This is a genomic window from Actinomyces capricornis, from assembly GCF_019974135.1.
Taxonomy (GTDB): Bacteria; Actinomycetota; Actinomycetes; order Actinomycetales; family Actinomycetaceae; genus Actinomyces; species Actinomyces capricornis.
Map to the genome: position 1 here is coordinate 2,341,082 of NZ_AP025017.1, position 25,414 is coordinate 2,366,495.

At 70.9% G+C, this 25,414-nt stretch carries 21 protein-coding genes, 2 tRNA genes and 1 pseudogene; 14 read left to right on the forward strand and 10 right to left on the reverse strand.

What is annotated here, in order from left to right; genetic code table 11:
* Positions 1-708: 708 nt before the first annotated feature.
* From MANAM107_RS09570 to MANAM107_RS09590, 5 genes are all read right to left on the reverse strand, one after another.
* The gene (locus MANAM107_RS09570) at positions 709-1,986 is read right to left on the reverse strand and encodes a glycosyltransferase (protein ID WP_223907788.1); all 1,278 of its coding nucleotides are present in this window, start codon (positions 1,984-1,986) and stop codon (positions 709-711) included.
* Positions 1,983-3,224, reverse strand: a complete 1,242-nt coding sequence (locus MANAM107_RS09575) for an ATP-grasp domain-containing protein (protein ID WP_223907791.1) — start codon at positions 3,222-3,224, stop codon at positions 1,983-1,985. Before MANAM107_RS09575 ends, MANAM107_RS09570 begins: the two co-directional genes overlap by 4 nt.
* Positions 3,221-4,408, reverse strand: a complete 1,188-nt coding sequence (locus MANAM107_RS09580; protein ID WP_223907793.1) for an ATP-grasp domain-containing protein — start codon at positions 4,406-4,408, stop codon at positions 3,221-3,223. The genes MANAM107_RS09575 and MANAM107_RS09580 overlap by 4 nt, the downstream gene beginning before the upstream one ends.
* Positions 4,405-5,169, reverse strand: coding sequence for a sugar transferase (locus MANAM107_RS09585; RefSeq protein WP_223907795.1), 765 nt, complete (start codon positions 5,167-5,169; stop codon positions 4,405-4,407). The genes MANAM107_RS09580 and MANAM107_RS09585 overlap by 4 nt, the downstream gene beginning before the upstream one ends.
* Before the next feature lie 271 nt (positions 5,170-5,440).
* Positions 5,441-6,325, reverse strand: a complete 885-nt coding sequence (locus MANAM107_RS09590; protein WP_223907797.1) for a polysaccharide deacetylase family protein — start codon at positions 6,323-6,325, stop codon at positions 5,441-5,443.
* A 325-nt stretch (positions 6,326-6,650) separates the two neighbouring features.
* Here MANAM107_RS09590 and MANAM107_RS09595 point away from each other — a divergent pair, with 325 nt between their 5' ends.
* Complete coding sequence (locus MANAM107_RS09595; RefSeq protein WP_223907799.1) at positions 6,651-8,072, forward strand: MFS transporter; 1,422 nt, start codon at positions 6,651-6,653, stop codon at positions 8,070-8,072.
* 114 nt (positions 8,073-8,186) lie between these two features.
* Here the strand turns inward: MANAM107_RS09595 and MANAM107_RS09600 are convergent.
* A tRNA-His gene (locus tag MANAM107_RS09600) sits at positions 8,187-8,259 on the reverse strand.
* Between the two features lie 213 nt (positions 8,260-8,472).
* Positions 8,473-9,108, reverse strand: coding sequence for an oligoribonuclease (orn, locus tag MANAM107_RS09605; protein WP_223913043.1), 636 nt, complete (start codon positions 9,106-9,108; stop codon positions 8,473-8,475).
* A gap of 198 nt (positions 9,109-9,306) precedes the next feature.
* On the opposite strand from orn, the gene MANAM107_RS09610 reads away from it, so the two are divergent.
* Complete coding sequence (locus tag MANAM107_RS09610; protein WP_223907801.1) at positions 9,307-12,075, forward strand: serine/threonine-protein kinase; 2,769 nt, start codon at positions 9,307-9,309, stop codon at positions 12,073-12,075.
* Between the two features lie 46 nt (positions 12,076-12,121).
* Here the strand turns inward: MANAM107_RS09610 and MANAM107_RS09615 are convergent, their stop codons facing one another.
* A complete protein-coding gene (locus MANAM107_RS09615) occupies positions 12,122-14,884 on the reverse strand; it encodes an ATP-binding cassette domain-containing protein (protein ID WP_223907804.1) in 2,763 nt (920 codons plus the stop codon).
* A gap of 305 nt (positions 14,885-15,189) precedes the next feature.
* Here MANAM107_RS09615 and MANAM107_RS09620 point away from each other — a divergent pair.
* Positions 15,190-15,265 (forward strand) — tRNA-Arg (locus MANAM107_RS09620).
* A gap of 229 nt (positions 15,266-15,494) precedes the next feature.
* On the opposite strand, the gene MANAM107_RS09625 is transcribed toward MANAM107_RS09620, so the two are convergent.
* A complete protein-coding gene (locus MANAM107_RS09625; RefSeq protein ID WP_223907806.1) occupies positions 15,495-15,764 on the reverse strand; it encodes a hypothetical protein in 270 nt (89 codons plus the stop codon).
* Between the two features lie 250 nt (positions 15,765-16,014).
* Between MANAM107_RS09625 and MANAM107_RS09630 the strand changes: the two genes are divergently transcribed.
* From MANAM107_RS09630 to MANAM107_RS09640, 3 genes and pseudogenes are all read left to right on the forward strand, one after another.
* On the forward strand, positions 16,015-16,299 hold the full coding sequence (locus MANAM107_RS09630) for a transposase (RefSeq protein WP_223907808.1): 285 nt from the start codon (positions 16,015-16,017) through the stop codon (positions 16,297-16,299).
* Positions 16,300-16,352: 53 nt separating this feature from the next.
* Positions 16,353-16,541, forward strand: a pseudogene (locus MANAM107_RS13285) (IS3 family transposase); the annotation flags it as partial.
* A gap of 151 nt (positions 16,542-16,692) precedes the next feature.
* On the forward strand, positions 16,693-17,181 hold the full coding sequence (locus MANAM107_RS09640; RefSeq protein ID WP_263421894.1) for an IS3 family transposase: 489 nt from the start codon (positions 16,693-16,695) through the stop codon (positions 17,179-17,181).
* 304 nt (positions 17,182-17,485) lie between these two features.
* Here the strand turns inward: MANAM107_RS09640 and MANAM107_RS09645 are convergent, their stop codons facing one another.
* Complete coding sequence (locus tag MANAM107_RS09645) at positions 17,486-17,746, reverse strand: helix-turn-helix domain-containing protein (protein WP_223907811.1); 261 nt, start codon at positions 17,744-17,746, stop codon at positions 17,486-17,488.
* A gap of 76 nt (positions 17,747-17,822) precedes the next feature.
* Here MANAM107_RS09645 and MANAM107_RS09650 point away from each other — a divergent pair, with 76 nt between their 5' ends.
* From MANAM107_RS09650 to MANAM107_RS09685, 8 genes are all read left to right on the forward strand, one after another.
* Entirely contained in the window at positions 17,823-18,143 is a 321-nt protein-coding gene (locus MANAM107_RS09650) for a helix-turn-helix domain-containing protein (protein ID WP_223907813.1), read from the forward strand.
* A complete protein-coding gene (locus MANAM107_RS09655; protein ID WP_223907815.1) occupies positions 18,140-18,655 on the forward strand; it encodes a hypothetical protein in 516 nt (171 codons plus the stop codon). Before MANAM107_RS09650 ends, MANAM107_RS09655 begins: the two co-directional genes overlap by 4 nt.
* Positions 18,656-18,764: 109 nt before the next feature.
* Positions 18,765-19,622, forward strand: a complete 858-nt coding sequence (locus tag MANAM107_RS09660; RefSeq protein ID WP_223907817.1) for a collagen-like protein — start codon at positions 18,765-18,767, stop codon at positions 19,620-19,622.
* Positions 19,619-20,128 carry a hypothetical protein gene (locus MANAM107_RS09665; RefSeq protein WP_223907820.1) on the forward strand — a complete coding sequence of 170 codons (510 nt, stop codon included), beginning with the start codon at positions 19,619-19,621 and terminating at the stop codon, positions 20,126-20,128. Before MANAM107_RS09660 ends, MANAM107_RS09665 begins: the two co-directional genes overlap by 4 nt.
* Positions 20,125-20,997 (forward strand): hypothetical protein, encoded by an 873-nt coding sequence (locus MANAM107_RS09670; protein ID WP_223907823.1) that lies wholly within the window; start codon positions 20,125-20,127, stop codon positions 20,995-20,997. The genes MANAM107_RS09665 and MANAM107_RS09670 overlap by 4 nt, the downstream gene beginning before the upstream one ends.
* A gap of 270 nt (positions 20,998-21,267) precedes the next feature.
* A complete protein-coding gene (locus MANAM107_RS09675; RefSeq protein ID WP_223907825.1) occupies positions 21,268-22,863 on the forward strand; it encodes a GTPase domain-containing protein in 1,596 nt (531 codons plus the stop codon).
* Positions 22,860-24,344, forward strand: a complete 1,485-nt coding sequence (locus MANAM107_RS09680) for a GTPase (RefSeq protein ID WP_223907828.1) — start codon at positions 22,860-22,862, stop codon at positions 24,342-24,344. Before MANAM107_RS09675 ends, MANAM107_RS09680 begins: the two co-directional genes overlap by 4 nt.
* Positions 24,345-24,568: 224 nt before the next feature.
* Positions 24,569-25,366, forward strand: coding sequence for a single-stranded DNA-binding protein (locus tag MANAM107_RS09685; RefSeq protein ID WP_223907831.1), 798 nt, complete (start codon positions 24,569-24,571; stop codon positions 25,364-25,366).
* The last annotated feature ends 48 nt before the right edge of the window (positions 25,367-25,414 follow it).

Sequence of the window (25,414 nt, forward strand, 5' to 3'; positions counted from 1 at the left end):
TGGATCATGTGTCGACCTCGGTGGATGCGGCGTGTGCTGGGCCGATGCGGGGCATGTGCGGGATGCCGCCCGTGGCGGGTGCCCGGGCTTTCCCGAATACGTGACCTTCCTCTAAACATGTCGCCCTGAGCGATAACCACCAAAACCCTGTGTATTTCCTTGTGGTGATCATACGGAGTCGTTCCCGAGGGGGTGCTGCGCGGCGGGTGGGCCGGATGTGCGAGCGCCCCCTCTCCGTCTAGGGGATGGCGCCGTTCCAGCTATTAGCGGTGTCGCGCTGGCGTCGGGAGGGTGCGATGCGGAAGTGGTGGGGTGGATGAATTATGCTGATGGTGAACAGTGCGGGAGAGCATGAAGATTCCCTGCCTGCTTTAAGGTGAGTGTCAGGATTTATTCAAGAATTGAGGTTTCCCCCGATTCTCGCCGCGTTTCATGTCTTATGATTGCAGTAATTGCTGCGAGGCTGGCGGCACGGTTTGTGATGTGGCATGAGCGCAGCGGAGGCGCATGAGCCGCCTGCGCTCAGTCCCGTCGCTGTCTCGTCACGAGGATTCACGCCTATTGGTCGCCATGTCAGTGCGCGTGAGGTCGTCAACATTTGATGCCGCTCACGCGCGCGTGGCGCGTCTGGTGCGCCGTCGCGTTATCGCGCGGATGAATTCCCGTGGCACGACATGCATGTCATTCGGATGACATGCGCCTAAGGTCCTAGGAGGGGTCTGAGGAGGGGGCTGCGGGGAAGAGCCCGCTGAGCTCGGAGGCGAAGTCCGTGTACAGCCTGGTGGCCTCGCAGCGCTCCTCCCAGGTGCGGCGCGCTCCACGGCGCAGCGCGGTGTACTCGGCCTCACTCATCGAGGCCACCTTCTCCACGGCCGCCAGGACCTGGGGGGCCGTGGGGTTGGGCGGCAGCAGGATGCCGTTGACCCCGGTGGACACGAGCTCACTGGTGCCGCCCACGTCGGTGGCGATGACGGGCATGCCCGTGGACATGGCCTCCATGATCGAGACGGGCACGCCCTCCGAGGAGCTGACGTTGACCAGGACGTGGCGCGCCTGGCGCACATAGTCCTGAACCAGATCGGTGTTGCTGACGAAGCCGTGCAGGCGCAGCTGGACCGGGCACGAGGGCGCGTCCAGCAGCTCGGCGGCCCGGGCCTCCAGGTCCTCGCGCAGGGGGCCCTCGCCGAAGTGCTCCCACTCGATGGGCAGGCTCGAGCCCGCCAGGGCCTCCAGGAGCAGGTCGAGGCGCTTGACCTCGGTGATCGTCGAGCAGCTGACGACGCGCAGGGGCCTGCGCTCGGGCCAGCTCGGGGTGGTGCCGTGGTCGGTGGTCCCCAGCCTGGCCACCACGGTCTTGTCCCGTGACTGGGGGAAGCGCGTGGCCAGGTAGTCGCGCCCGTGATCGGCGATGCAGTAGATCCGCTCCAGGTGGTCGATGGTGTGCTCGCGCAGGGGCAGGTACCCGGTGGGGGCCAGCTCCTCGTAGAGATCGGCGCGGTGGGCCCGGGCCACGGAGGTGGAGCGGGGGAAGTGGCGGCCCAGGAGCCAGGCCAGGTAGGGCTGGTAGTTGAAGCGGTAGGAGTAGAAGACCACCGAGTCCTGGGAATCGGCCCCCGCCTCCTTCAGGAGGCGCCGGCAGGCCCTGGCCTCATGGTGGGTGCGGCTGAGGAAGACGAAGAGGGTGACGATGCGCGAGCCGCGCAGCCGCCCGTCGCGTGCCAGACTGCGCAGCTCGCGGTACAGGTTGGCGTCCGTCAGGGCGCGCACCGAGGCCAGCAGGTAGAACAGGCGTGAGCGGAAGGCGATGGGGTGGGCCTTCATGGAGGGGTGGGGCAGGGGGCGCCGGGTCCGGCGCTGATCGGCTCGTACCGACAGGGACATGATGTTGACCTCATCGATGTCGCCGAGGTACTCCAGCTCGGTCTCCAGGAAGGTCTCCCAGGTGCCGTAGGGGAAGGCATTGGCGAGAAGGACCAGGCGCCTCATGCCCCGGGCACCTCGCTCATCTCCAGGCGGACGGCGCCGCCGAGCTCCTCGGCGCGCCGGCGGCACTCCTCCATGCCCTCACCGCGCACCACCACCTGGCCGATGCAGTCGTTGGAGGAGGAGAAGCCCTCCATCGTCTCGCCGACGGCCTTGAAGACCTGGAGGTCGGTGGCCCACTCGGGCAGCTCCTGGGGGGTGTGGACCGAGGTGATCGTGCCGTGCGCCTCGGGGTCGATGAGCATGAGGGCCAGGACCGCCCCGGGCCAGGGGGAGGCGGACTGCCAGGTCTGGCGGACCTCCAGGTCCAGGGCCTCGCGCGCCACTATCTCGTAGTAGTCCAGCCCGTAGAGGGTGCTCATGAGCTCGGGCAGGCCGTTGGCCCCGGCGCGCCCGGTCAGCTCGATGACATGAACGATGCCCCGGCTCTCCATGAGGTCGACATTGATGGCGCAGTCGCGCAGGCCCAGCGCATGGATCGCATCGGCGATGACCCGGCGTGCCTGCTCGTGCAGCGCTGGCTCGGCCTCCATGGGCACGTGGTGGCCCACGGGCACCGGGACCGCTCCGGTGGCCAGGTCGTCCCCGTGGACGGTGATGTGGAGGATCTCGCCGTCGTGGATGAGGGCCTGGGCGCCGAACTCGCGGCCCTCCAGGAAGCGCTCGATGATGACCCGCCCGCCGCGGCTCAGCTCCGCGGCACGGGTGTAGGCCTCCATCGCCTCCTGGGCGGTGTCGACCATGAACACCCCACTGGAGCCCTGCAGGTCGGTGGCCTTGACCACGGCTGGCAGGCCGGTGCGCTCCAGGGCGGCGGGCACCTCCTGGGCGGAGGCGACCGGGACGTAGACGGCGGTGGGGACGCCGGCCTGCTCCAGGCGCTCCTTCATCTCCAGCTTGTCGAAGCACAGGCGCGCGGTGGCCCGGCTCAGGCCCCGCAGCCCCAGGGCGTCGACGACGGCGCCCAGCGCCTCCAGCCCGGTGTCCAGGCAGCTGGTGGCCACGGCATCAACCCCGGCCTGCCGGGCGGCCTGCACGACGGCGTCGGCATCCAGGATGTTGACCTCGGCCACCTCATCGGCCTCCGCCAGCCCGGGCAGGTGCGGATCGGGGAGTGTGGCCACCACGGTGGTGGCGCCCAGGCGCTTGGCGGCGCGGATGAGGCCGACCTGGCCGCGGCCCGCGCCGATGATGAGGATGCGGCGCCCTGCGGCGGGCCCCTGCCGGTGCTGGGTGCTCATGGTTGTACCTCCACGGTGATGAGTTCTCTGGCGGCCTCGCCGATGCGCGCGGCCTCGTCGTGGTCCCGGCCCCGGGCGATGACCAGCCCGAGCCGGTCGGTGCTCGAGTGCAGGCCGGTGACGCGGTGCCCCGGCTCGACCAGGGGGATGACCTCCTGCACGCCCGGCAGGGCGCGGGCCTGCTCGATCCCGCTGAAGCCGGTGACCGTGCCGGTCCTGGTCCTGAAGAAGCGGATGGCGCCGGCCAGCGCCTGGGGCTGGGGCGGGCTGATCCGCTCCCCGCAGGCCTGGCGCAGGATCAGGCCGATGAAGTCCAGGCCGGTGGACAGCGGCACCAGGTGGGAGGAGACGAAGTCCCCGGCCGGGCGGGCGCCCAGCTCGACCAGGCGGGGCCCGGAGGAGGTGAGGATCATCTCGATATGGGCCGGGCTGTCGGTAATGCCCATGGCCCGCGTCGTGTCCGCGATGAGCCGGTGGACGGCCGCGGAGGTGTCCTCATTCAGGACCGCGGGCTGGGTGTGCCCGGTCTCCACGAAGTGCGGGGCCCCCGTGGTGGCCTTGTCCGTCAGGGCCACCACGTGGGCGACGCCGTCGATGCACAGCACCTCGCAGCTGATCTCGGGGCCCACGAGCAGCTCCTCGATGAGGATCCTCCCGCTGCGGGCCGAGGCCATGGCGTAGTCGAAGGCCTGGCGCAGGTCGGTGGCGGGATCGACCTGGACCACGCCCCGGCTGCCCGAGGAGTCCAGGGGCTTGAGGATGAAGGGCCGCTCGAAGCGCTCCTGGGCCGCCTGGAGCTCCTCGATGGTCGAGAGCGTCTCGAAGGCGGGGTGGGGCAGCCCGGCCTGCGCGAAGGCCTGGGCCATGAGCCCCTTGTCGGTGCAGATCAGCGCCGTGTGCTCACTGAGCCCGGGCAGCCCCAGTGCCTGGGTGGCGGCGGCGATGGAGCGCACGGGCATGTCCGTGCCCACCGTCGTCACGCCGTCGACCCCGCGCTCGCGGGCCAGGGCGGTGACCGCCTCGACGTCGTTGGTGCTGATGGGGTGGAACTCGTCGGCCAGGGCGACGCCGGGGGCCTGGGGATCCATGTCCACCACCACGGTGCGGATCCCCAGCTCGCGGGCGCGTCGGATCATGGGCACCTGGAGGGGCGAGGCCCCCAGGATGAGGGCGGTGGTGCTCATCGGCCGTCCTCGGTGTAGAGCTTCTCGCTGGTGAGCACGGTGCGGATGGTGCGGGCCAGGATCTTCAGGTCCAGGGCCAGGGTGAGGTGGTCCACGTAGTAGCAGTCGGCCTCGTAGCGCTCCTGGAGCGTGGTGGAGTTGCGGTAGAAGGCCTGGTTGTAGCCGGTGATGCCGGGCCTGACCGACAGGCGGCGGCGCTCCAGGGGGCTCATGCGCTCCAGGGGCTTGGTGGCCAGGTTGGGGCGCGGGCCGATGAGGCTCATGTCTCCGGTGAGGACATTGATGAGCTGGGGGACCTCGTCGATGGAGGTGCGGCGCAGGAAGCGCCCCACGCGCGTGACGCGGGAGTCGTTGCGGCTGGCCACGGTGGAGGAGTCGGCGTTGCGCAGGTCGCGCGCCCCCACGCTCATGGAGCGCAGCTTGACGATCTTGAAGGGCTTGCCGTGCCGGCCCCAGCGCTCCTGGCGGAAGAACACTGGGCCGCGGTCCTCCAGGGTGATGGCCAGGCCCGCGCCCAGGCTGAGGGCCCCCAGGACCGGCAGGGCGATCGTGGCGGCGGTCAGATCGACGGCGCGCTTGCCGTAGCGGGCGTAGAAGGAGGTGGGCTGCGTCCAGGTGTACTGGGTCTCTCCAGCGCCCTCAGCGTCCTGCCCGGCCCCGTCGGGGGTCGCGGTGGGTGCCGTGGCTGCTTCGTCCGCGACCGCCTGCGCGGCCTCATCCACCAGCCCGATCGGCCCGGTCAGCGGCTCGTTCGTGCGCACGTAGCCCGCCTTTCTCGTCTCTGCGCGCAGGGATGGCCCCGGCCCGGCCCGAGCCGCGGCACCGGGTGGGGCCTGGGGGCTGCGGGACTGCCGGACGGCGATCATGCGCTACTGTTCCGTGACAATTGTTATGGAGTGTACACGGAGGACCCTGAAAGAAGACGAAAGTGACTTTCAGGTTTTCTCCAGGAATTCGGCTGGTTCTTCTGAGGGTTCTTGTCAAGCGGAGCCGCGCCGGGTGCCCCGGCTGCCGGTGGCGGGGCCGGTCGGGTCAGACGCGACGGTCGTGGTCCGGGCCGAGGTAGATGTCGTCAAGGGTCGCGGTCAGCAGGGAGCGGGACCTGAGGATCTCGATGATCTGGCCGTAGAGCTGGGTCACGGTGGGGGCGTTGGCGTGACCCAGGACGATGTGCTGGGCCTGGAGCCACTTCTCGGCCTCGCCCAGCAGGACCTCGGGGGCCAGCAGTCCCGAGTCGCCCAGGGAGCCGTACCACATCACCGAGGTGGAGTAGCCGGCCTGGGCGCATGCGGCGTCGGTGGCCTCGTTCCTGTACCCGTAGGGCGGGCGCACGAAGGGCATGCCGGTCACCCCGTAGGTGGTGTTGAGGAAGGACTCGCACTGGGCGAGCTCCTCGATGATGCCGGCGGTGGACAGCGAGGTCAGCGCGGCATGGCTGTGAGTGTGGTTGGCCAGCTGGACCTGACCGGAGTCGACCATGGGGGTGAGCTTGTCCCGGGACTGGGTCCACGAGGGGTAGATGCTGTTGATGAAGAAGGTCAGGCGCACTCCGGAGTCCCTGGCGAAGTCCAGGTAGGCATCCACGACCTCGGGGGAGGCGCCGTCGTCGATGGTCAGGGCCAGGACGTCGCCCACGTTCTGGGGCAGGCCCGTGATGACGGCGCCGGGCGGGGTGGGTGCGGGCAGTTCGGGAGGGCCGTCCTGGAGGTGCAGGGGGCTGAGGGACGGGGTGGGGGAGGCCGATGGCGTGGCGGATGCGGTTGCGGGGCCGGTGGAGCCGGCGGGGTGATGGCCTGCGGTGGGTGTCGGCGCGCTGGCCGGGTCCGCCGGCCTGCCTGCGGTCCTCCTGGCGGAGCAGGCGGTCAGGGCGCCGGCGGTGCCTGCGGCGAGCAGGAGCATGAAGTCGCGTCGCTGCACGGGTCTCTCCGGTTCGTCTGCGGTGGGTGCTGCCCGAGCCTCCCACCTCCTGGGCGCCGCTGTCCTCCCCTATGGGGATGAGCGGATGAGCGGGCCAGGCGCCGGGGCGTGAGTCCCGACGCCCGCCCGACCTGCAGGCCGGGCTGGACCGATTGGCGGCTGGGTGGCATCGGGGTCCGGTAAAGTCAACGCATATGATTCGTATTCAGTGATATAAGTGATATAATCGCTGCCATCCGTCACGGGGGAGTGCAAGGACCGGCGCTCGGCCTGAACGGACTCGATAGGGCGCCCCCGCCGCTGTGGGCCCCGCGAAGGAGCGGATATGTCGACCAGCACGAGCAAGCGATCGCTGGGGCTCCTCTCGGCGCCGCCCGCGGCGCCCCGCGTCCCGGATGCGCAGGTGCGCCCCCTCTACCACAAGTACCGGTTCTCGGTGTTCATGGGCATCTTCATCGGGTATGCGGGCTTCTACCTCATTCGCAACAATGTCTCTCTCGTGTCGGCGGTCCTCAAGGAGCACGACCTCATGACCGCCACGGACATCGGTCTGGTGGCGAATGCTGTCCTGTTCTCCTATGGCTTGTCGAAGTTCTTCATGGCCATGCTCTCCGATCGGGCGAATGCCCGGTACTTCATGCCCCTGGGCCTGGCCCTGTCCGCCGTGGTCAATCTGCTCCTGGCCTTCGTGCCCCTCCTGAGCGCGTCCGTGGGCCTGTTCGCCGCGATGATGTTCCTCAACGGGTGGTTCCAGGGCATGGGCTGGCCCCCCTCCGGCCGAGTGCTCGTCCACTGGTTCTCCACCAATGAGCGCGGCTGGAAGACCTCCATCTGGAACTGCGCCCACAATGTCGGCGGCGCAGGCGTCGGCATCGCCGTGGCCTTCGCCCTCGATCAGTGGGCATCGGGGCCGGCCGACTGGAGGCCCGCCTTCTGGTTCCCGGCCCTCATCGCCCTGGTCGTGGCCGCTGTCGCCCTCCTGCTCGTGCGCGACCGCCCGGAGGCCGTGGGGCTTCCCCCGATCGAGGAGTACCGCAATGACCCCTCCAAGGTCGAGACCGAGAAGGCCTCGATGCCGTGGCACGAGGTCCTGGTCAAGCATGTGCTCGTCAACCGGGTGATCGTGCTCCTGGCCATCACCAACGTGTTCGCCTACACCCTGCGCTACGGAGTGCTCAACTGGATCCCGGTGTACCTGACCCAGGAGATCCATGGCGCCGATGTCAAGGACGGCCTGCTCGGCTTCGCCATCTACGAGCTCGCCGGCATCGTCGGCACCCTTCTGTGCGGCTGGGTGTCCGACAAGGTGTTCAAGGGCTGGCGCTCCGGCGCGGGACTGCTGTTCATCGGAGGCGTCGGAATCGCGCTGGCCTGCTACTGGCTGCTCCCGCCCACGGCGCCGCTCGGCCTGTTCTACCTGCTGATCGCCATCATAGGCGGCCTCATCTACGGTCCCGTCATGCTCATCGGCCTGCAGGCCATCGATCTCTCGCCGCGCAATGTCGCCGGTACCGCGGCAGGGTTCACCGGTCTGTTCGGGTACCTGCTCGGTGCCTCCCTCGCATCGACCTGCGTGGGCTACCTCATCGATCACTTCGGTTGGAGCGTGACCTACATGTGCCTGCTGGGCGTGGTCGTGCTCGCCATGGTGCTCATGTGGATCGTCGGGCGTGACGAGCGCGTGCTCATGGAGCAGCACGCCCGCCGCGAGTCCCCGGGGCCCCACGACGCAGCGGCAGGCCACTGAGCACGCCCGGGAGTAGGGCCAGCGCTCCCGAGCTGATGGCGTGGGGGCGGTGCGCATGCAGTGGCGGCATATGCAGAAGGGTCCCGGCCCTGGCGGGCCGGGACCGTGAGGCGGGGTGGCTGACGGGGTTTGAACCCGCGACCTCCTGGACCACAACCAGGCGCTCTGCCGACTGAGCTACAGCCACCATGTGCGAGTGCCTCGCAACAGGACGGTACTTTATCGGCACATCAGTGCCGGAACCAAACGGGTCCCCGTGCACTGCATCACGTCGCGTCGTCGCCCCGTGAGCGGCCCTGAGCCGGCGCCACCGAGCCTTTGCGCGAGCCTCTGCGCCACCATGCCCCCAGTGCCCCTGCGCACTTGACGGCGGATGCGCCCGCGGATGCCCGTGCCGGGCCTACGGTGCCGGGGTGGCCGGGGTGGCCACGGTGGGGGAGGCGGTGATCGCCGCCGCGGCCGCCTTGCACTCCTCGGAGGTGGGGCCCTCCCCGGCCGGGAAGAGGATGGAGCGGTAGTAGCGCAGCTCGTCGATGGACTCCAGGATGTCGGCCAGGGCCCGGTGCCCGCCGCGCTTGTCCGGGGAGTGGAAGAAGGTGCGCGGGTACCAGCGCTTGGCCAGCTCCTTGATCGAGGAGACGTCCACCACCCGGTAGTGCAGGTGGTTGATGAGCTCGGGCATGTCCCGGCTGAGGAAGGCCTTGTCGGTACCCACGGAGTTGCCGGCCAGCTGGGCGGTGCGGGGCTCGGGGACCAGGGAGGTCACGTGCTCCATGATCCGGTCCTGGGCCTGGGGCAGGCTCATCCCGCCCTCGAGCTCGGCGAGAAGCCCCGAGGCGGTGTGCATGGAGCGCACGAAGTCATCCATCTGCTCCAGGGCGGAGGCGGGAGGGGTGATGAGCAGATCGAGGCCCGCCCCCAAGGGTCTGAGCTCGTAGTCGGTGACGATGACCGCGACCTCGATGAGCGCATCCGCACTCAGGTCCAGTCCCGTCATCTCGCAGTCGATCCACACCAGGGGATCGGAGGTCGTCATCTGTCGGCTCACAGGAGGAGTCTAGTCCTCGCCCACCGCCCCGGGCGCACGGCCCTCATGGGGACAACCCGGGTACCACCTGGGGAGCGGGGAGGGATGACCCCCCGGGGTCCCAGTCGCGCCGGCCCGGGAGACGGTAGTGTCTCTAAGTGGTAACGGCTATCCGCCCTTGTCCTCTCGACCCCTGTGGAGTCCTCAATGACTGACTACTCAGCGCCGGAGCGCTCGGCACCGCGCCGGCTCGGCAGCTCCTACCTCCTCGAAGCGCTGATCGGCTCAGGGGCCCAGGGCGAGGTGTGGCGCGGACGCCGGGTGGACTCCCAGGAGCCGCTGGCCTTCAAGATCCTGCGCGCCGACCTGGTGGACAACCCCGACGTCATCGACCGGTTCATCAAGGAGCGCTCCACGCTCATGCGGGTGCGCAGCCCCTACGTGGTGGCCATCCGAGACGTCGTCATCGAGGGGCAGACCTTCGCCATCGCCATGGACTACGTCGAGGACGGGGACCTGCGCGACCTGCTGCGGGCCGAGGGCACCATGACCCCCGCCGGCCTGGCCGCCATGGGCCTGCGCATCAGCCAGGGCCTGGGCGCCGTCCACGACGCCGGCGTCGTGCACCGCGATATCAAGCCCGCCAACATCCTCCTCAGCGGCCTGCCCGCCCCCGGCGACGACGGCGCGGCGCCGGCAGGGCCCTCGGGAGGCACCGGCGTGGCCATCTCCGCCTCCGCCCAGACCGCGCTCACCCCCCAGTCCCTCCCGGCCCCCGACACCGTGGTGCCCCGGGTGGCCGACTTCGGCGTGGCCCGGATCTGCGACGCCTTCACCTCGGCCCACCTCACCGGCGCCATCGGCACGCCCCTGTACATGGCGCCGGAGATCCTCTCGGCCCAGGCCCCCACCCCGGCCGCGGACATCTACTCCCTGGGCATCATGCTCTACGAGATGGCCTGTGGCATCACGCCCTTCGTGGGGGAGCCCGCCCGACTCCTGGCCCAGCACGCCCGCTACGAACCGGGCCGGCCCGACGGCGTCCCCGACGCACTGTGGGAGCTCATCGCCTCCATGCTGGCCAAGCAGCCCTCCAGCCGTCCCCCCATCGCCTACATCATCCAGCGCCTGGAGGTGCTCCAGACCGCACTGGCCGGCCTGCCCGCGGCCCGCCGCCTGCCCGCGCCCCCGGTCTCCACCATCTCCACCGTCCCCTACGACTGGGACCAGGCCTCCGACGCCGCCACCCCCGGCGCCCCGGCGGGGGCCTCCCCGACGCCGGTGCACGGGGAGACCCTGGTGGGGCAGACCTCCTCGACGCTCCCGCAGGCGCCAGGAGTGCCGGGAGCGCCAGGAGCGTCGGGGGTCGAGGCGGCGAGCGTCACCCCCGCCGCCGCCACCCCCTACAGCGCCTACCAGCAGCCCCACCAGGGCGCCGCCTACCAGGGTGCGGCCTATCAGGGCGCGGCGGGCTACCCGGGCGCCCCCTACCAGGGGGCCGCCCCCTACCCGGCGGGCTCCGGCGCCCAGCCCACGGCCGCGGGCGTCCCCGGTGCCCCCTCCGGCCCCGGTGCCCCGGGCTCCACGGCCGCCAGCGCCCCGGGTGCCCCGGGCGTTGCCGCCTTCGCGGGGCACGGCGCTGCTGGAGCCGGGGGCTACACCCCGCCAGGCCTGGCCGTGGAGGGCCAGGACGGCGGCGGGGCGCCCACGAGGCGCAAGCGACGCCGTCGCCTGTGGATCCCCGCCGCCGCAGCCCTGGTGGTCATCGCCGTCGTGGCCGCCGGCGTCGTGTGGTGGCGCTCGTGGGGCACCGCCGAGGCCGACAACGGATGGGCCGTCTCCCTGCCCACCAGCGGTTCGGTGCGCGAGGACCAGCGCATCTCCAACCAGAGCGAGGCGCGCGTCTCGCCCACCGGGGCGATGTACGCCATGACCACCTCCGAGGGGCTGCAGCTCTACGACGCCACCGGCACTAGCAAGAAGCCGGTGTGGACCGGGGACTGCGATGAGCACACCTTCTGGAACGACGAGACCCTCCTGTGCCAGGAGCTCGGGGGGGACGACATCCTGGTGGGCAAGGACGGCAAGACCCGGTCGATCCCCGGGAAGATGGAGTCCTTCGACATGATCGGCGCCACCCCCGAGCTGGCCATCGTCGCCGACACCTCGGACGGCGGCGGCTCAGCCCCCCTCAGGGCCTTCGACTCCGCGGGCAAGGAGGTGTGGACGGTCTCGGGGAAGTACTCCACGGGCAGCGTCGCCAATGGCTTCGTCCTGGTCTACCAGGCCAGCGGCAACCAGATCCAGGTGCTCTCAGCCAAGAGCGGTGATGTCATCGCCTCCCGGGGCGACGTCTTCAGCGGGACCGGCAGCGACAAGGAGCGGCCCGGTGCCGACCTCTTCCCCACCCAGCGCCCCGGGGGCTTCGACATCTCCACGGGGAGCGAGGCCTTCGCCCTGGTGTCCAAGGACAGCGTCACCATCTACAAGGCCGACGGCACCCAGTTCTCGACGATCAAGGGCAACTTCTCCAATGTGCCGCCCCTGGCCACCTCCGAGCCCCTGGACGCCGAGGCGCTCGCCGAGGCCTACACCGCCATCGCGAAGAGCCCCGGCTCGAACCACGCCTTCGGCCAGGGCAAGAGCGTCGAGCTGACGGTCGACACCCACGGCTGCACGGCCAAGGCCAACGGCAAGGACCTGGCCCTGCCCGAGCTCTCCTCCGGGCAGGACTGCGCCATCACCCCCGTCGGCGTGCTGCGCAACAACGTCCTGCTCGTCCAGTTCGGTCTCTCGACCTTCTCCGGCTCCCAGGGCACCACCCTGCTGGCCATCTCCCTGGAGGACGGTGAGCCGGTCTGGCAGTACGAGGGGATGCTCTCCTACGTCCTCCAGCCCGCCAGCGGCGGCAGCGGTGGGCGCGCCATGCTGACCCAGGGCAGCGACGACCTCGTCATCATCTCGCTGGTGTCCTGAGGCCCTGGGAGGCGCTGAGGCCCGGCGGCGCCCGCAGGCGCCCGCCTCAGCGCCGGCCGCGGCGGACCAGGCCGATGAGGCACAGGCACAGGCACACCAGGCCGATCGCCGAGAGGATCCCGTAGTTCATCAGCCACTGGCCCACCTCGTGATCCCACAGGCCGTCCTTGCGGGTGGGGATGATGGTGTTCATCTCCGTGGTGGCCGCCGCCATGGCATAGCCCCAGCGGGCGGGCATGAACCAGCTCAACTGCTCGAAGACCGCGCGGCCATCGATGGGGATGATCCCGCCGGAGAGCACCAGCTGGGCCATGATCGAGACCACCAGGACCGGCATCACCTGCTCGGAGGAGGAGACGAAGGCCGAGACGGCCAGTCCGAGCAGTCCCGAGACGAAGGCCACGGCCCAGCAGCAGAAGGCCAGCTCCAGTCCAGGACTGCCCATCAGGACGGCGTCGGAGGGGGCCTTGTTGAGGGCCAGGGCGATCCCCACCATGACGGCGGTCTGGACGGTGACGATGAGGGCCAGGACGATCGCCTTGGCCATCATGTAGGACCCGGATCGCAGCCCCACGGCCTTCTCCCGTAGGAACACGTCCCGCTCGCCGACGAGCTCGCGGATGGTGGCGGCCATGCCGGAGAAGGCGGCGCCGGTGATGAGGATGACGAGCAGCTCGATGGCCTGGGTGGAGTAGATGATGACCGGGTTGTCGGGGGTGGGATCGGGGTAGTCGGGGATGGACAGGCCGTCGGAGCCCTCGATGGCCTTGGTCAGCAGCCCCATGATCACCGGCAGGATGAGCATGAAGGCCAGGTAGGAGGGGTCGGCGGCGATGATCCGCAGGTGCCTGCGCACCAGGGTGGAGATCTGCCGGACGGCCGACTGCTTGGCCGTGCGCCGCTGCTCGGGGGCGGGGGTGGACTGGGCGGGGCGGGCCCCGCCCCGACGGGTGGAGGGCACGGTGGCCTCCAGGTGGGCCCGCAGTTCGGTGGTGTGGTTGCGGATGAGGGCGTAGACATCGGCGTAGCCGTCGACGGCGGGGGGATCGGGCAGCGTGCCCTTGGGGGCGTTGAGCAGGAGCTGGCCGCGCGCGGCGATCTCGCCCAGGCGAGCGCGGAAGTAGGGCAGCACCTCGCGCGGGGATCCGTAGTAGACGGGCTTGCCCCCCGCCGCCAGGATGAGGACCTTGTCGGCCCGGTCGATGTGGTTCTCGTTGTGGGTGACCACCACGACGGTGCGGCCGGTGTCGCCGGGGCGGGTGCCATGGGCCAGGGATGCCAGCAGATCCATGACATCGCGGTCCAACTGGGGGTCAAGCCCCGAGGTGGGCTCGTCGAGGAAGAGCAGGCTGGGGCGCGTGAGCAGCTCGATGGCCGTCGAGACGCGCTTGCGCTGCCCGCCGGAGAGCTTCTTGACCCGCTTGTCCACGTGGGCGCTGAGATCCAGGTCCTCAAGGACCTCGGCGATCCGCTGCTTGCGCTCGGCCTTGGTCACGTCCTTGGCGAAGCGCAGCTCGGCGGCGTACTCCAGGGTCTGGCGCACTGTCAGGGCTGCGTGGACGACGTCGTTCTGGGGCACCACACCGATCTTGTTGCGCATGACCGGGTAGTGCTCGTAGACATCCAGCCCATCGAAGAGGACCTGGCCCTCCTGGGCCTTCTGCTCGCCGGTGAGCGCCTTGAGGAGGGTGGACTTCCCGGCACCCGAGGGGCCCACGACGGCCAGCAGCTCGTTGCCCGGCAGGGAGAAGGAGATCCCGTCCAGCAGGGTGAGCTGGCCTGAGTTGACCCGGAAGGTCAGGTCCTTGCCCACCAGCTCCCCGCTGACACCCCCGGAGACCTGGACCTCGCACAGGCCATCGGGGCTGATCGACACGAAGGTCGAGCCCATGCCGACCACGACCGGCTGAGTGACCTGCACGGTGGGCACGCGCTGGCCGGCCACGTAGATGCCGTTGGTCGAGCCCAGGTCGGTGACCACGATCCCCTGGGGCGTCAGGTCGACGCGGGCATGATGCTTGGAGACCAGCGGGTCGTCCAGGACCAGGGCGTTGTCCGGTGCGCGCCCGATGGTGCCCGAGGAGGTGATGCGGAAGGACTGCAGGACCTTGCGCGGGGAGGAGGCGGCCTCCCCCGAGGCGGGGGACGGCGGGGGAGTGGGGGCGATGACGGTCGCCGCTGGGGCTGCCGAGGACATGGCGCCGGCAGGTGCGGGCTGGGGCATGCCGGCCATGGGGCTCGACGGCGCCGAGGCGACGGCGCGCACCTGCTGGGCGGTCAGGGCCGCTCCCGAGGCGGCGACCGGGGCGGGCCGGGGGATGGGGGCCTGCTGGGGGACCGGGGGCGGCGTCGTCGGGCCGCTCGGGCCGGGGGGCTGCATGGCACCGCCCACCTGGGGGCCGGAGGCGGCCCTCGGCGCGGGGGCGGGAGGCGCATAGGGCTGCGGCCCCGGAGTGGCGGAGGGCGCCTGCTGGCCGGCGGGACCGGGGCCCTGGGGCGGGGCGGTGGCCACAGGCGTCAGGCCCAGGGCGGGCCCGGAGGCGTCACCCAGTTGGATGCGCGTGCCCTGGTTGATGAGGGCCTCGCGGGTGACCACGCCGTCGACCAGCATGCCGTTGCGGCCCTGGCAGGTGACCTGCCACCCGGCCGGGGTGGGGGTCAGGAGCAGGTGCGTGCGCGAGACCAGGGGGTGGATGATCTGCACCGCGCAGTCCGGGGAGCGCCCCACCGTCAAGGGGCCGGTGAAGGTCTGGGGCTCACAGGAGGCCTGAGCGGAGAGTTGGCGCACGACAAGCGCGGTGGGAACCACTGCGGCAGTCCTTCCGGGGTGGGGGCGGGGGCCAGTGGTCACCATACTGGTCCTGCGGATCGCTCAGGGGCCCAAGAGCGAGCGCAATGCCATACCCTGGGGAGGGCTGCCCAGCTCGCGCCGACGGTCCATGCCGACTCACCGCCGCGGCTCCCGGTTACCCCTGCCGTCCACTCGCGGTCGACTATCGAGCGCCGCGGCCCGCTGCGCGGCGCTGCCGGGGTCTGCTGTCTGATCCGCTGCTTGATCGCCGGCTGGGGCTGACGGCCCGCGATGCCGTAGGCTGGGGCGGCGCCGCGGCGCACGCCTCCGTAGCTCAATGGATAGAGCATCGGCCTTCTAATCCGCAGGTTCCCGGTTCGAGTCCGGGCGGGGGCACCAACGATTCTTCAGTGATCCCAACGACGATGCCAACGATTGCTGCCTCTCCGCCGATACGCCGGGGAGGCCTGGTTGAGGCCTGGCCGTGGTGGGGTGCATCCTGGAGGCGAGGATCGATCGAGAGCCAGCACATGACCGTGAGAGCGGAGTCCCGAGGTCCACCGGTTCCAAGACGCAGATATGGGGGCGCCCCATGTAGGGGCGCCCCCATACGGGAGAGCACTGCTGGTCAACTCGAGAGGGAGTCCAGGGAGGTCAGCAGCCTGGATGCAGCACCGGTGAAGTATGTGCTATGAGTCACCTTTACGGTGTCAAGGGAGTCGGCCCCGACGAGGACGATATTCATCTCGGGGTGGTCGTGGTACTCGATCTCTGCGGCGCGGTAGGCGGTGGTGGCCGCCTCGACGTCGTCGCCGAACGACTCGTGGGAGATGAGTTCGTCACGGCTGCGATCGTAGATGAGTAGGAACTGCTGGATGTGGTCAGTCCTTGCTGTCATGATAGCTCCTCGCGTCTGGAGGCGAGCATAGCCCGGACCTGTCGGAAGAGCTCGGTGAGTCTTGCCTCATCCTCGGGGCTGGGCCGGGGGCCTCCGTCGAGCCCAATGTACATCTTCGACAGGAGGAGTGCCCACTCCTGCGCGAGGGAGGCGCCGTCCTGCTTGTAGTTCTCTCCCAGCACTGGAGTGGGTGGTGTTTCTCGGACAGGGGGATATTTTCGTCTCCCTTTTGATCCGATAGGATGGAGCCATGTCAAGGGCGAAGTACTCTGAGGAGTTCAAGGCACAGGTGGTGCGCGAGGTGATCGACAAAGAACGGTCGATCGCATCGGTGGCCGCCTCCTACGACCTGATACCCCAGACCGTGGGCAACTGGGTCGCGAAGTACAAGAAGGAGCACAGCAGCGAAGAGGAAAGACAGGCAGCGGCTGAGGCTGCAGAGGTAGCCCGCCTGAAAAAGCAGGTCCGCGAACTGCAGCAGGAGAACGAGTTCCTGAAAAAAGCGGCGGCCTTCTTCGCGAAGGAACAGCAGTGAGTCAGAAGTACGAGCTCATCAATCGCGAAGAAGGCAACTACCCCATCTCATCGATGTGCCGCTGGGCGAGGGTATCACGCTCGGGATACTACTCCTGGAGAGGCCGCCCCCAGTCTCGCCGGGATATCAGAAGAAAAGATCTGGAGGCTTTAGTCAGGGCTGAATTCGAGGCCTCTGATGGCACCTACGGGTATCGGCGCATCACTGCCCGCCTAGGACGGCGCGGCGTGGTGGTGCACCGTGACACGGTGCGCTACCTCATGCGCCAGGCCGGCCTGATCGCCGCCAGGCCGCGCCGAAAGGTCCGCACCACCACCCCGGCCGCAGATGTGAACTCCAGGCCCGATCTGGTGGAACGCGACTACCGCCGCCAAGGCACCGGGAAGGAAATGGGTGGGGGACATCACCTATATCCGCACCTGGGAGGGATTCGTCTACCTGGCCACCATCCTGGACTGCGCCACAAAGAAAGTCGTTGGCTATGCGATGGCGGATCACATGAGAACCTCCCTGGTATGCGAGGCCATCGATATGGCCGTGCGCAACTGCCCTATTATCCGAGGTGAGACGATCTTCCACTCCGACCGGGGCTCTCAATACACCTCCGAGCAGTTCTCGGCACATCTGAACAGGTATGGCATCCGGGCCTCGGTAGGGCGGACCGGGGTGTGCTGGGATAACGCCTGGGCAGAGTCCTTCAATGCCACACTCAAGAACGAGAGGGCCCACCGCATGGTCTACCCCACACGCAAGAAAACCATGAACGATATTGCCTCATGGATCGAGCTGACCTACAATCACACCCGCCTGCACTCAGCCCTGGGATACCGCACACCCAACGAGGTCGAACGCCAACTCCTGGGACACCAGAAAGCAGCCTGACCCACATAACAACCACAGTCCGAAAAACACCCAGCACTCCAATCACGACCGGTGAGGGCGATGTTCATCTCGAGGTTGTCGTGGCGGTCGATCTCGGCGGTGCGGTAGGTGATGGTTACGTCGACGTCTTCTCTGAAAGTGAGACGTAGGCGCGCGACCCGCCTCGCCCTCGGGGTGATCCCATCGACCATGGCCGGCAGGCGCTTCGCGCGCCGCATGGCCTCGGCGCCGATGGGGTGAGTGGCCAGAGGCGCAGTCGGGGCGTCCGGTGGGGCCGGCGGGGCCGGCGGGGCCTGGCCAGGGGTCAAGGGGTGCCGGCGACCTGGCCCTCGGCCCGCCTGAGAACCTCGGATCCCTGCACGCCCAGGGCGCCGGCCAGGGCGTCGAGCTCCCCGACGGTGGGGGCGGGCCCCTCGGCGCGCAGGATGATGCCGACGCGGTTGAGGGACATGCCGGTGGTGCGCGAGAGCCGGCGCTGGGACAGGCCCACCTCCTCCTGGCGTCCAACGAGGATCGCGATCACTGCGAGGTCGAGGGGCTCCAAGGGCTTGGGCTTACGAGGCATAACGAAAGTGTACCAAAATAGGTGCACAGTGGAGTGTGCCTTGAAAAATGCACCGAAGTGGGTTCAGGATGGCGCCATGACAGTGACCCCATTTCGGTACGCCATGGATGAGGCGATCCTCTCCGAGGTCCGCGCAGCGATCCGCCAGTCCAGGGTGCCGCTCAAGGACCTGGCCCGCGACGCGGGCGTGAGCTCCAGTGCCGTCCACCGCACGGTGATCGGGAGCGCCGCCCTGTCGGTGGGCGAGCTCAGCGCCATCGCCGGCGCCCTGGGGACCACCGGGGCTGAGCTGATGGAGCGGGCCGAGCAGTCCCTGTCCGGGCCCTGCTCCCGCCATCCCCGGCACCGCGGAGCCGCCCCACGGCTACCAGGCCCGTCGCGGGGCGGTGCCCCATGAACGCGATCCTGGAGGTGGCGGCCGACAGCACGGTCTGGCGGGATCCGGCATGGAGGGACCCGGCCTGGCTGACCGCCATGGCCGGCATGCTCTCGGCCCTCATGGGGGCGCTGGCCGGTGGACTGACGGGGCGCCGCGGGCAGGGCCGGGCCCTGGGCGCCCTCACCGGGGCCGAGGCGCAGGCCCGCCCCGGGGAGCACCGGACGTCGTCGGCGAGCACTGCGGGCGGCGCCGCCCCGGGCCCCGGTCCGACCGGCCCCCACGAGATGAGGATGCGCGAGGACCTGGACCGGGTCCAGGAGGCCGTTGCGCGACTAGAGACCAGCATGTCCCGCCTTGACTCAAAGGTGGATGTGCTCATGGACATGGTGGTGGACTCAGAGCGCCACGCCCGCGAGCGCGATGCCGCGCTGAGGGCGGAGGCCATCTGCGACCGCGAAGCCATGATCACGCGGATCGACGCCCTGGAGGCAGGGCGGTCGGGCCAGGAGGGGCGCTGCGCCGACCAATGAGCCCGGTGCCCTGCCCTCAGGGCCGGATCCGCTCGGACGTACTGGAGGCCAGTCGTCCTTCCCCCCGGGTCCTGGACCCGAATCCCAACAATGGCTAAGGAGGCCAATGATGACCAAGAAGATCGAGACCGCTGCGGCGGAGGCCCGCGCCCCCTACGGGCGAGTGACGGGCCGATGGGTCGACCCCATGGGGCGGCCGGCCACGGGGGAGGTGACCTTCACCCCGTCCCCCTCCTATGTGGCCCTCGCCCAGGCCCACGGGCAGGCCGGTGTGGTCCAGCCGGTGACGGTCCCGCTGGACTCCCATGGCGCGGTGTCCGTGGATGTGGTGGCCCCCGGGCCCGGTGTCGTCCCTGCCGGGCAGTGGACGTACACGGTGGTGGTACGGGTCACGGGCCTGGGGTCCCGCACGATGCACGTGCTGGTTCCCCAGGGCGGCTCGGTGGACCTGGCCGATGTGGTCGGTGATGCCGAGTCCGGTGCCCGATGCCACTCCGATGCCCTGCAGGCCGGCTCCTCGCGGGAGGGTCGGCGTCTGGAGTCCCTGGAGGCGCGCGTTGAGGAGCTCGCCAAGGAGCGCCCTGCCGGGGACCTGAGCGGCTACCTGCGCACGGAGGTGGCCCAGGCCACCTATGCGACCCGGGCGGCCCTGGAGGAGGCCGTGCGCGCCGCTCGCTCCGTCGGGCCCGTCGGGCCTGCGGGCCCGCGTGGCCCGGAGGGTCGGGCGGGTCAGGCCGGCCCCCGCGGTGCGCAGGGCGAGCGGGGGCAGACCGGTCCTGCGGGTCCCGCCGGTCCGGCAGGGCCCCGCGGAGCGGTGGGACCGGCCGGTCCCGCAGGCCAGGCGGGTCCGCAGGGTCCGGCCGGTGCGCGCGGACCCGCGGGGGTCGGCGTCCTGGTCCTGGACCTCGAGGCTCCCGTCCCCGCCGACACCGCCGAGGGGACCCTCATCATCCGGAGGGCGGCATGAGCCTGTTCTCCTGGCCTGATTCCTGGTGGTCCAATGGCGGGGTGGCGGCCGACCGCTCCCGGGGGTCCTTCACCTGGACCGGGGCGACGGGCACCATCGGCGTCTACACCGCCCGGGCCACCGGCCGCATCGCCCCGTCCTACCTCGCCCGGGTGCGCTACACCGCCGCCGAGCCCACGCAGGTCGGCTTCCAGGCCGCCCGCTACGCCCGGCCCGGGGGAGTCCAGCCGCTGGGGATCGAGTCCCTGGCCACCGCGGTCCTGCCCGCCTCCGCGCAGGAGCGCACCCATGAGATCGAGCTGCGCGTGAGCACCTCGGGGCTGGGCTCGTGGCGGCCGATCATCCACCCCAGGACGGCGGGGATCGTCATCCTGGGGGTGGAGATCCTCCCGAAGGCCGGCGATGGGATGCGCGTGCTCCTGGCGGACGGCTCTCAGGGCGCCCTGCGCGTGATGGAGGGCGACCGGGAGGTACCGGTGGCCCGGATCGAGGAGTACCGGCGATGAGGACTCTTGAGACTGTCAGGGACCTGCTCAGTGCCACGGGGCTGTCGGGCTCGGTGTCGACCCGGGGCTACTACCGCAGTGCCGATGGGGCGGGGATGGAGTGGCGGATCGCCTCGGCGCCTCCCGCGGGCGCGCTGGGGCTGGTCTCGGTGCCGACGGCGGATGGGGGCGTGGCTGTGCCCACGGGCCTGCCGTCGGGCCCACCGCGCCCGGCCCAGCACTCCGGGGCGGTGAGCGACCTCCTGCGACGGGCCTACACCTTCCGCGATGAGGGCGGCACCGACCTGAGGTGGAACGCCCAGCGCCAGGGGCCGGGACTGTCGCGCACCCCGGTGCACTCCAGCCAGCCCAAGCCCTACCCGGTGACCTGCTCCCACTTCGTGGGCATGGTCCTGGCCGGCTGGGAGTACCGCACGACGACGTACGTCGCCGACAGCAATACCCGCACCGGCTGGTACGTGCCCCTGGGGGTGGAGCCGCGCAGGGCCGAGATCTGGCAGGCCCACCGCCTGGCGCGCCTGCTGTTCGTGCGCGGGGACCTGTGGTTCACCGACGGCACGGACATCGAGCGCGGGGACCTGCTCTTCTTCGCCGAGCAGGACCCGGAGAGGTCCTATGAGCGGGTCCGCACGGGGGTGGTCCAGCCCTACTTCGGCAACGTCTACCACGTGGCGATCAACCTGGGCGGCGGCCGGCTCCTGCAATCGGCCACCCCGACCAGCCCCACGGGGGTCTACGAGACCGAGATGTACCGCTCCCTGCGCGAGACCCTGTGCTGGGCGGCCCGCCCGGCATGGGTGCCCCCGCAGGGCACGGCGATGTCGGCCTGGATCGGTCAGCACGAGTGCCCCCTGGCCCCCGCCAGATGAGGGCCTGAGGACCGACCAGGACCGACCAGGAACGGCCCGGGCGCAGGGCAGGCGCACGGGCGGTCAGGCCCTACCGGGCCATGAGAGGAAAGGAGGCAATGATGAGCGCGGGCGCCCCACAGGAACACGCGAGAGCATGGGGCGCCCGCGCTCCTGCGCGGCGGCGCGCGCCGTCGGCAGGCGCCATCGAGCGGCGCCGTGGTTGCCCCGTGAGGTAATCGCCTTGGCTCAATCTGCGAATTTGGTGGGAACTGCTCTTAGGGTTGGGTCATGCCCGTACCTGCTTCCCCGCGCCGCGCTGAGGAAGACGTTCCCGTCTCCGCCCTGTCCCGTGCCCAGCTGCTCGATGTCCTCACCGACCTGCTCCACGACCTCGACCAGCTCGATCTGACGCTGCGCGCCGAGGGCGTGGAGGAGGACCGCGTCCTCCACGCCAGCCTCACCGGCCAGGTGCGCGACCAGGTCATCCCCCGCCTGCAGGACGCCGACATCCCCTCGATCGTCGTCGTCGGCGGCTCCACGGGGGCGGGCAAGTCCACCCTGGTCAACTCGATCCTCGACCAGGAGGTCACCGAGGCCGGGGTCCTGCGCCCCACCACCCGCACCCCGGTCCTGGTGGTCAATCCCGAGGACGAGGAGTCCCTGGCCGGCCACCCCCTCACGGAGGCCTGCCTCCAGGTCTCCTCCCCGGCGATCCCGGCGGGCCTGGCCCTCATCGACGCCTCCGACCTGGACTCGGTGCACGAGGCCAACCGGGCCCTGGCCGGCCGGCTCCTGGACGCCGCTGACCTGTGGCTGTTCGTCACCACCGCCGCCCGCTACGGCGACCAGACGCCCTGGGCCACGCTGGAGGAGGCGGCCGGGCGCGAGACCCCCATCGCCGTGGTGCTCAACCGGGTCCCCTCCACCATCCTGTCGGAGGTGCGCCGCGACCTGGCTGCGCGCCTGCAGACCCTGGGCCTGTCCGAGGCGCCCTTCTTCGTGGTCCCCGATGCGGGCCCCCACGAGGGCATGCTGCCCCGGGAGTCGGTGGCCGAGGTGCGCGACTGGCTCCAGCTCCTGGCCGGCAGGCACCGCGCCGCGGGCCTGGTGCGGCGGGCCGGCAAGGGCGTGTGGACGGCGCTGCGCACCGACCTGGCCCGCCTGGCCGAGGCCGCCGACGCCCAGAGGGCCGCGGCCCAGGAGCTGGAGGGCCTGGACACCTCCCTCAGGCAGGCGGCCGTTGCGAGGCTGCGCATGGACCTGGAGCGCGGATCGGCCGGGGAGGGGGCCACCGCCACCCGCTGGCTCACCCTGGCCTCGGCCGGTGGACCATTGTCGGCACTGGCTCAGGGCAACCGGCTGCGCCGGGGATTCCTGGGACGCACTGAGAAGGCCCGCGCCCAGGCCCTGGAGGTCCTGGCCCGGGACGCGCGCGAGGCCCTGGCCGCCCACCTCCAGGCCGCCATCGTCGGCCTGCTGCGCAGGAGCGAGCAGACCTGGGAGGAGGCCGGGGCCGGCGAGCGCGCCACGCGGCTCCTGGGGCAGGGTGATCCGCCGGCCACCACGATCGAGGCCTGGGCCGGCTACCTGGCGGCCAATGTCAAGGCGGCCCCCAAGGGCCTGAGCCCCCACAGTGCGGTGGACCTGCTCGTGGCCAGCGCCTGCGGGGTCGAGGGCGCCGTCAGTGCGGCACGGCGCCTGGGCCTGGAGGCCCAGGTGGTCGAGGCGCGCTCCTTGCTGATGGAGGCCGTGGAGGAGGCGCTGACCGCTACTGTTCCTCCTGGAGCGGCCGCCTCCCTCGCGCCCGCCTCCGGGTTCGCCGCGGCCCTGCGCCTGCGCGCCGGCGAGCTCAAGCCCTTCACCCGCCCCGGAGCCTCAGCATGACCCAGCCCGACACCACCAGCCCCGTCCCGTCCCCCGCCACCAGCCCCCGCATCCTGGATGCCGCCCATCTGGAGCAGCGGCTCAACGGCATCCGCCGGGCCCTGGAGGCCTGCCCCACCGAGGTCCCCGCCTCCCTGTCGATCCCCGCCCATGAGACCCTCGACGCCGTGGCCGAGCGCCTCGACCTGGGAGTGGACCACACCGTGGTGGCCCTGTTCGGGGGCACCGGCTCGGGCAAGTCCTCCCTGTTCAACGCCCTGACTGAGCTGGACTTCGCCGACGTCGGCGCCCGGCGCCCCACCACCTCCCGGGCGGCGGCCTGCACCTGGGGCGACGACGCCGGTGCCCTGCTGGACTTCCTAGGGGTCTCCACCGAGCGGCGCATCCGCCGGGACTCGCTCCTGGACGCCTCGGATCAGGACGGGCTCTCCGGGCTGGTCCTGCTGGACGTGCCCGACTACGACTCGGTGACCACCGAGCACTCCCTGCAGGTCGACCGCCTGGTGCCCCTGGCCGACATCCTCGTGTGGGTGGTCGACCCCCAGAAGTACGCCGATGCGGCCCTCCACGAGGGCTACCTGCGGGGCCTGGGCGCGCGCGAGGAGGACATGCTCGTCCTGGTCAACCAGATCGACACCCTGCCCGAGAGCGGGCACGAGGCCCTGCTGGCCGACGTGCACTCCCTCCTGGTCCAGGACGGGCTCAGCAGCGTCCAGGTCCTGCCGGTCTCGGCGGTGCGCGGGGACAACCTGGCGCAGGTGCGCACCCTGCTGCGCCAGCGGGTGGCCCGCGAGTCCAACGCCGCGCGCACCGCCTCGGCCGAGCTCGACGCCATCGCCCTGCGCCTGCGGCCCACGGCCGCCGAGCACAGCGTGGACCTCGACCCGGCCGCCGCCCAGGAGACCACCACCGCCCTGCTGCGCGCCTCGGGAGCCCAGGCCGTGGAGGACTCGGTGCGCTCCAGCCTCGCGCGGGTCCTGCCCCGCGCCCTGGCCCGCCCCGAGCCCCCCGCGCGCAGCGCCGTGGTGGCCGCGCACGCCCAGTGGGTCAACCGCACCTCCGAAGGGCTGCCGCGCCCCTGGGCCTCCAGCCTGGAGGAGGACGTCATGACCTCCGAGCGCCTGGCCGCCCAGACCGCCGAGGCCGTCAGCTCGGTGCCCCTGCCCCGTCACCGTGAGCCACTCATCGACCTGCTGTGGTGGGGAGGTGTCGGCCTGGTCCTGGCGGGCCTGGGCTGGCTCGTCGCCGTCCTGGCGGGTGTGGTGGGAGGCCTCATCGTGCCCCCGGTGCTCATCGCCCTAGGCGTGGTGGCCGCCGTGGTGGCCATGCTCCGACGCCGTGTGCGGGCCAACCGGGAGGCGGACCACTACGGCGAGCAGGTGCGCGGCCGCGTGGCCGCAGTGGTGGAGCGGGGGCTGTGCCTGCCTGCCTCCAAGGTCCTGGACAAGCACCGGCTCCTGCAGTCCGCGCTGAGCCGGTGACGGCACCGCGCCGCTGAGCCTCGTGGCCCGCCGACTACCCGGGTAGTCGGCGGGCCACGAGGCTCAGGCGCATGATTCCGGGGGCAGCCGGGCACCACAGGTGCCCCGAATGCAGGCCTTGTCCACAGGGCCGGTGGCATCCCGTGCGCGCGACGGCGGTGGGCGCGCACGGTAGGGCGCAGGGGCCGGCACGGTGCCGGCCCACCCGACCAAGGAGCACCGCCATGACACGTCAGCTCGACCTCACCGTCCAGGGGGTTGTCGGCACCCACCCCCTCCTGTCCCGCGTGGGCAGCAGGAACCGCCCCTACTGCCGCTTCCGGGTGGCCGTCACCCCCACCTACCGCACCGACCAGGGCTGGCACAACGGTGAGACCATGTGGTTCACCGCCAAGGCCTGGGGGCAGCTCGCGGAGAACATCAGCCGCTCCATGCGCAAGGGCGACCCCGTCCTGCTCTCCGGGCGCCTGACCGAGGACACCTGGGACTCCGGCAGCGGGGAGCGCACCAGCAATGTCATCGTCCTGCAGTCCGCCGGCCACGACCTCACGCGCGGCGAGACCCGCTTCATGCGGATCAAGCCGGCGCCGGCCACTGAGGACGGCCGCACCGAGGCCACCGGTCAGGCCGCGGCCGCGCAGGCGGTCGGGCCGGACCACGACGCCGCCGGCTCGGCCCCAGCCGAGGCCGGCGCCGTGAGCGCCACCGGCACCGCGGCAAGCGCCGGCTCGGCGGGATCACCGGCCACGCCCGACGCGGCCCCCTGGGCCCCGGAGCCCGACTGGCGGGCCGACGCCCAGGGCGCAGAGCCGCACCGCGCCGAGACGGTCGGTGCTGAGGCCGGCAGCGCTACCGGCAGTGCTGAGGCCGACAGTGCCGAGCAGGCCGGTGCCGAGGTGGACCCGGACCCTCGCGGTCAGGGCCCTGGGAGTCCTGTGGCGCTGGTGACCGTCCCCCAGCCGGGCTACCACCGGTCGGCCGACTACGTGGTGGTCGACGAGCTGCCCGAGCCCGCCTTCTGAGCGGTCCGCGCTCGCGGGACCCAGTCTCAGCAGGGGTGAGGGGATCGG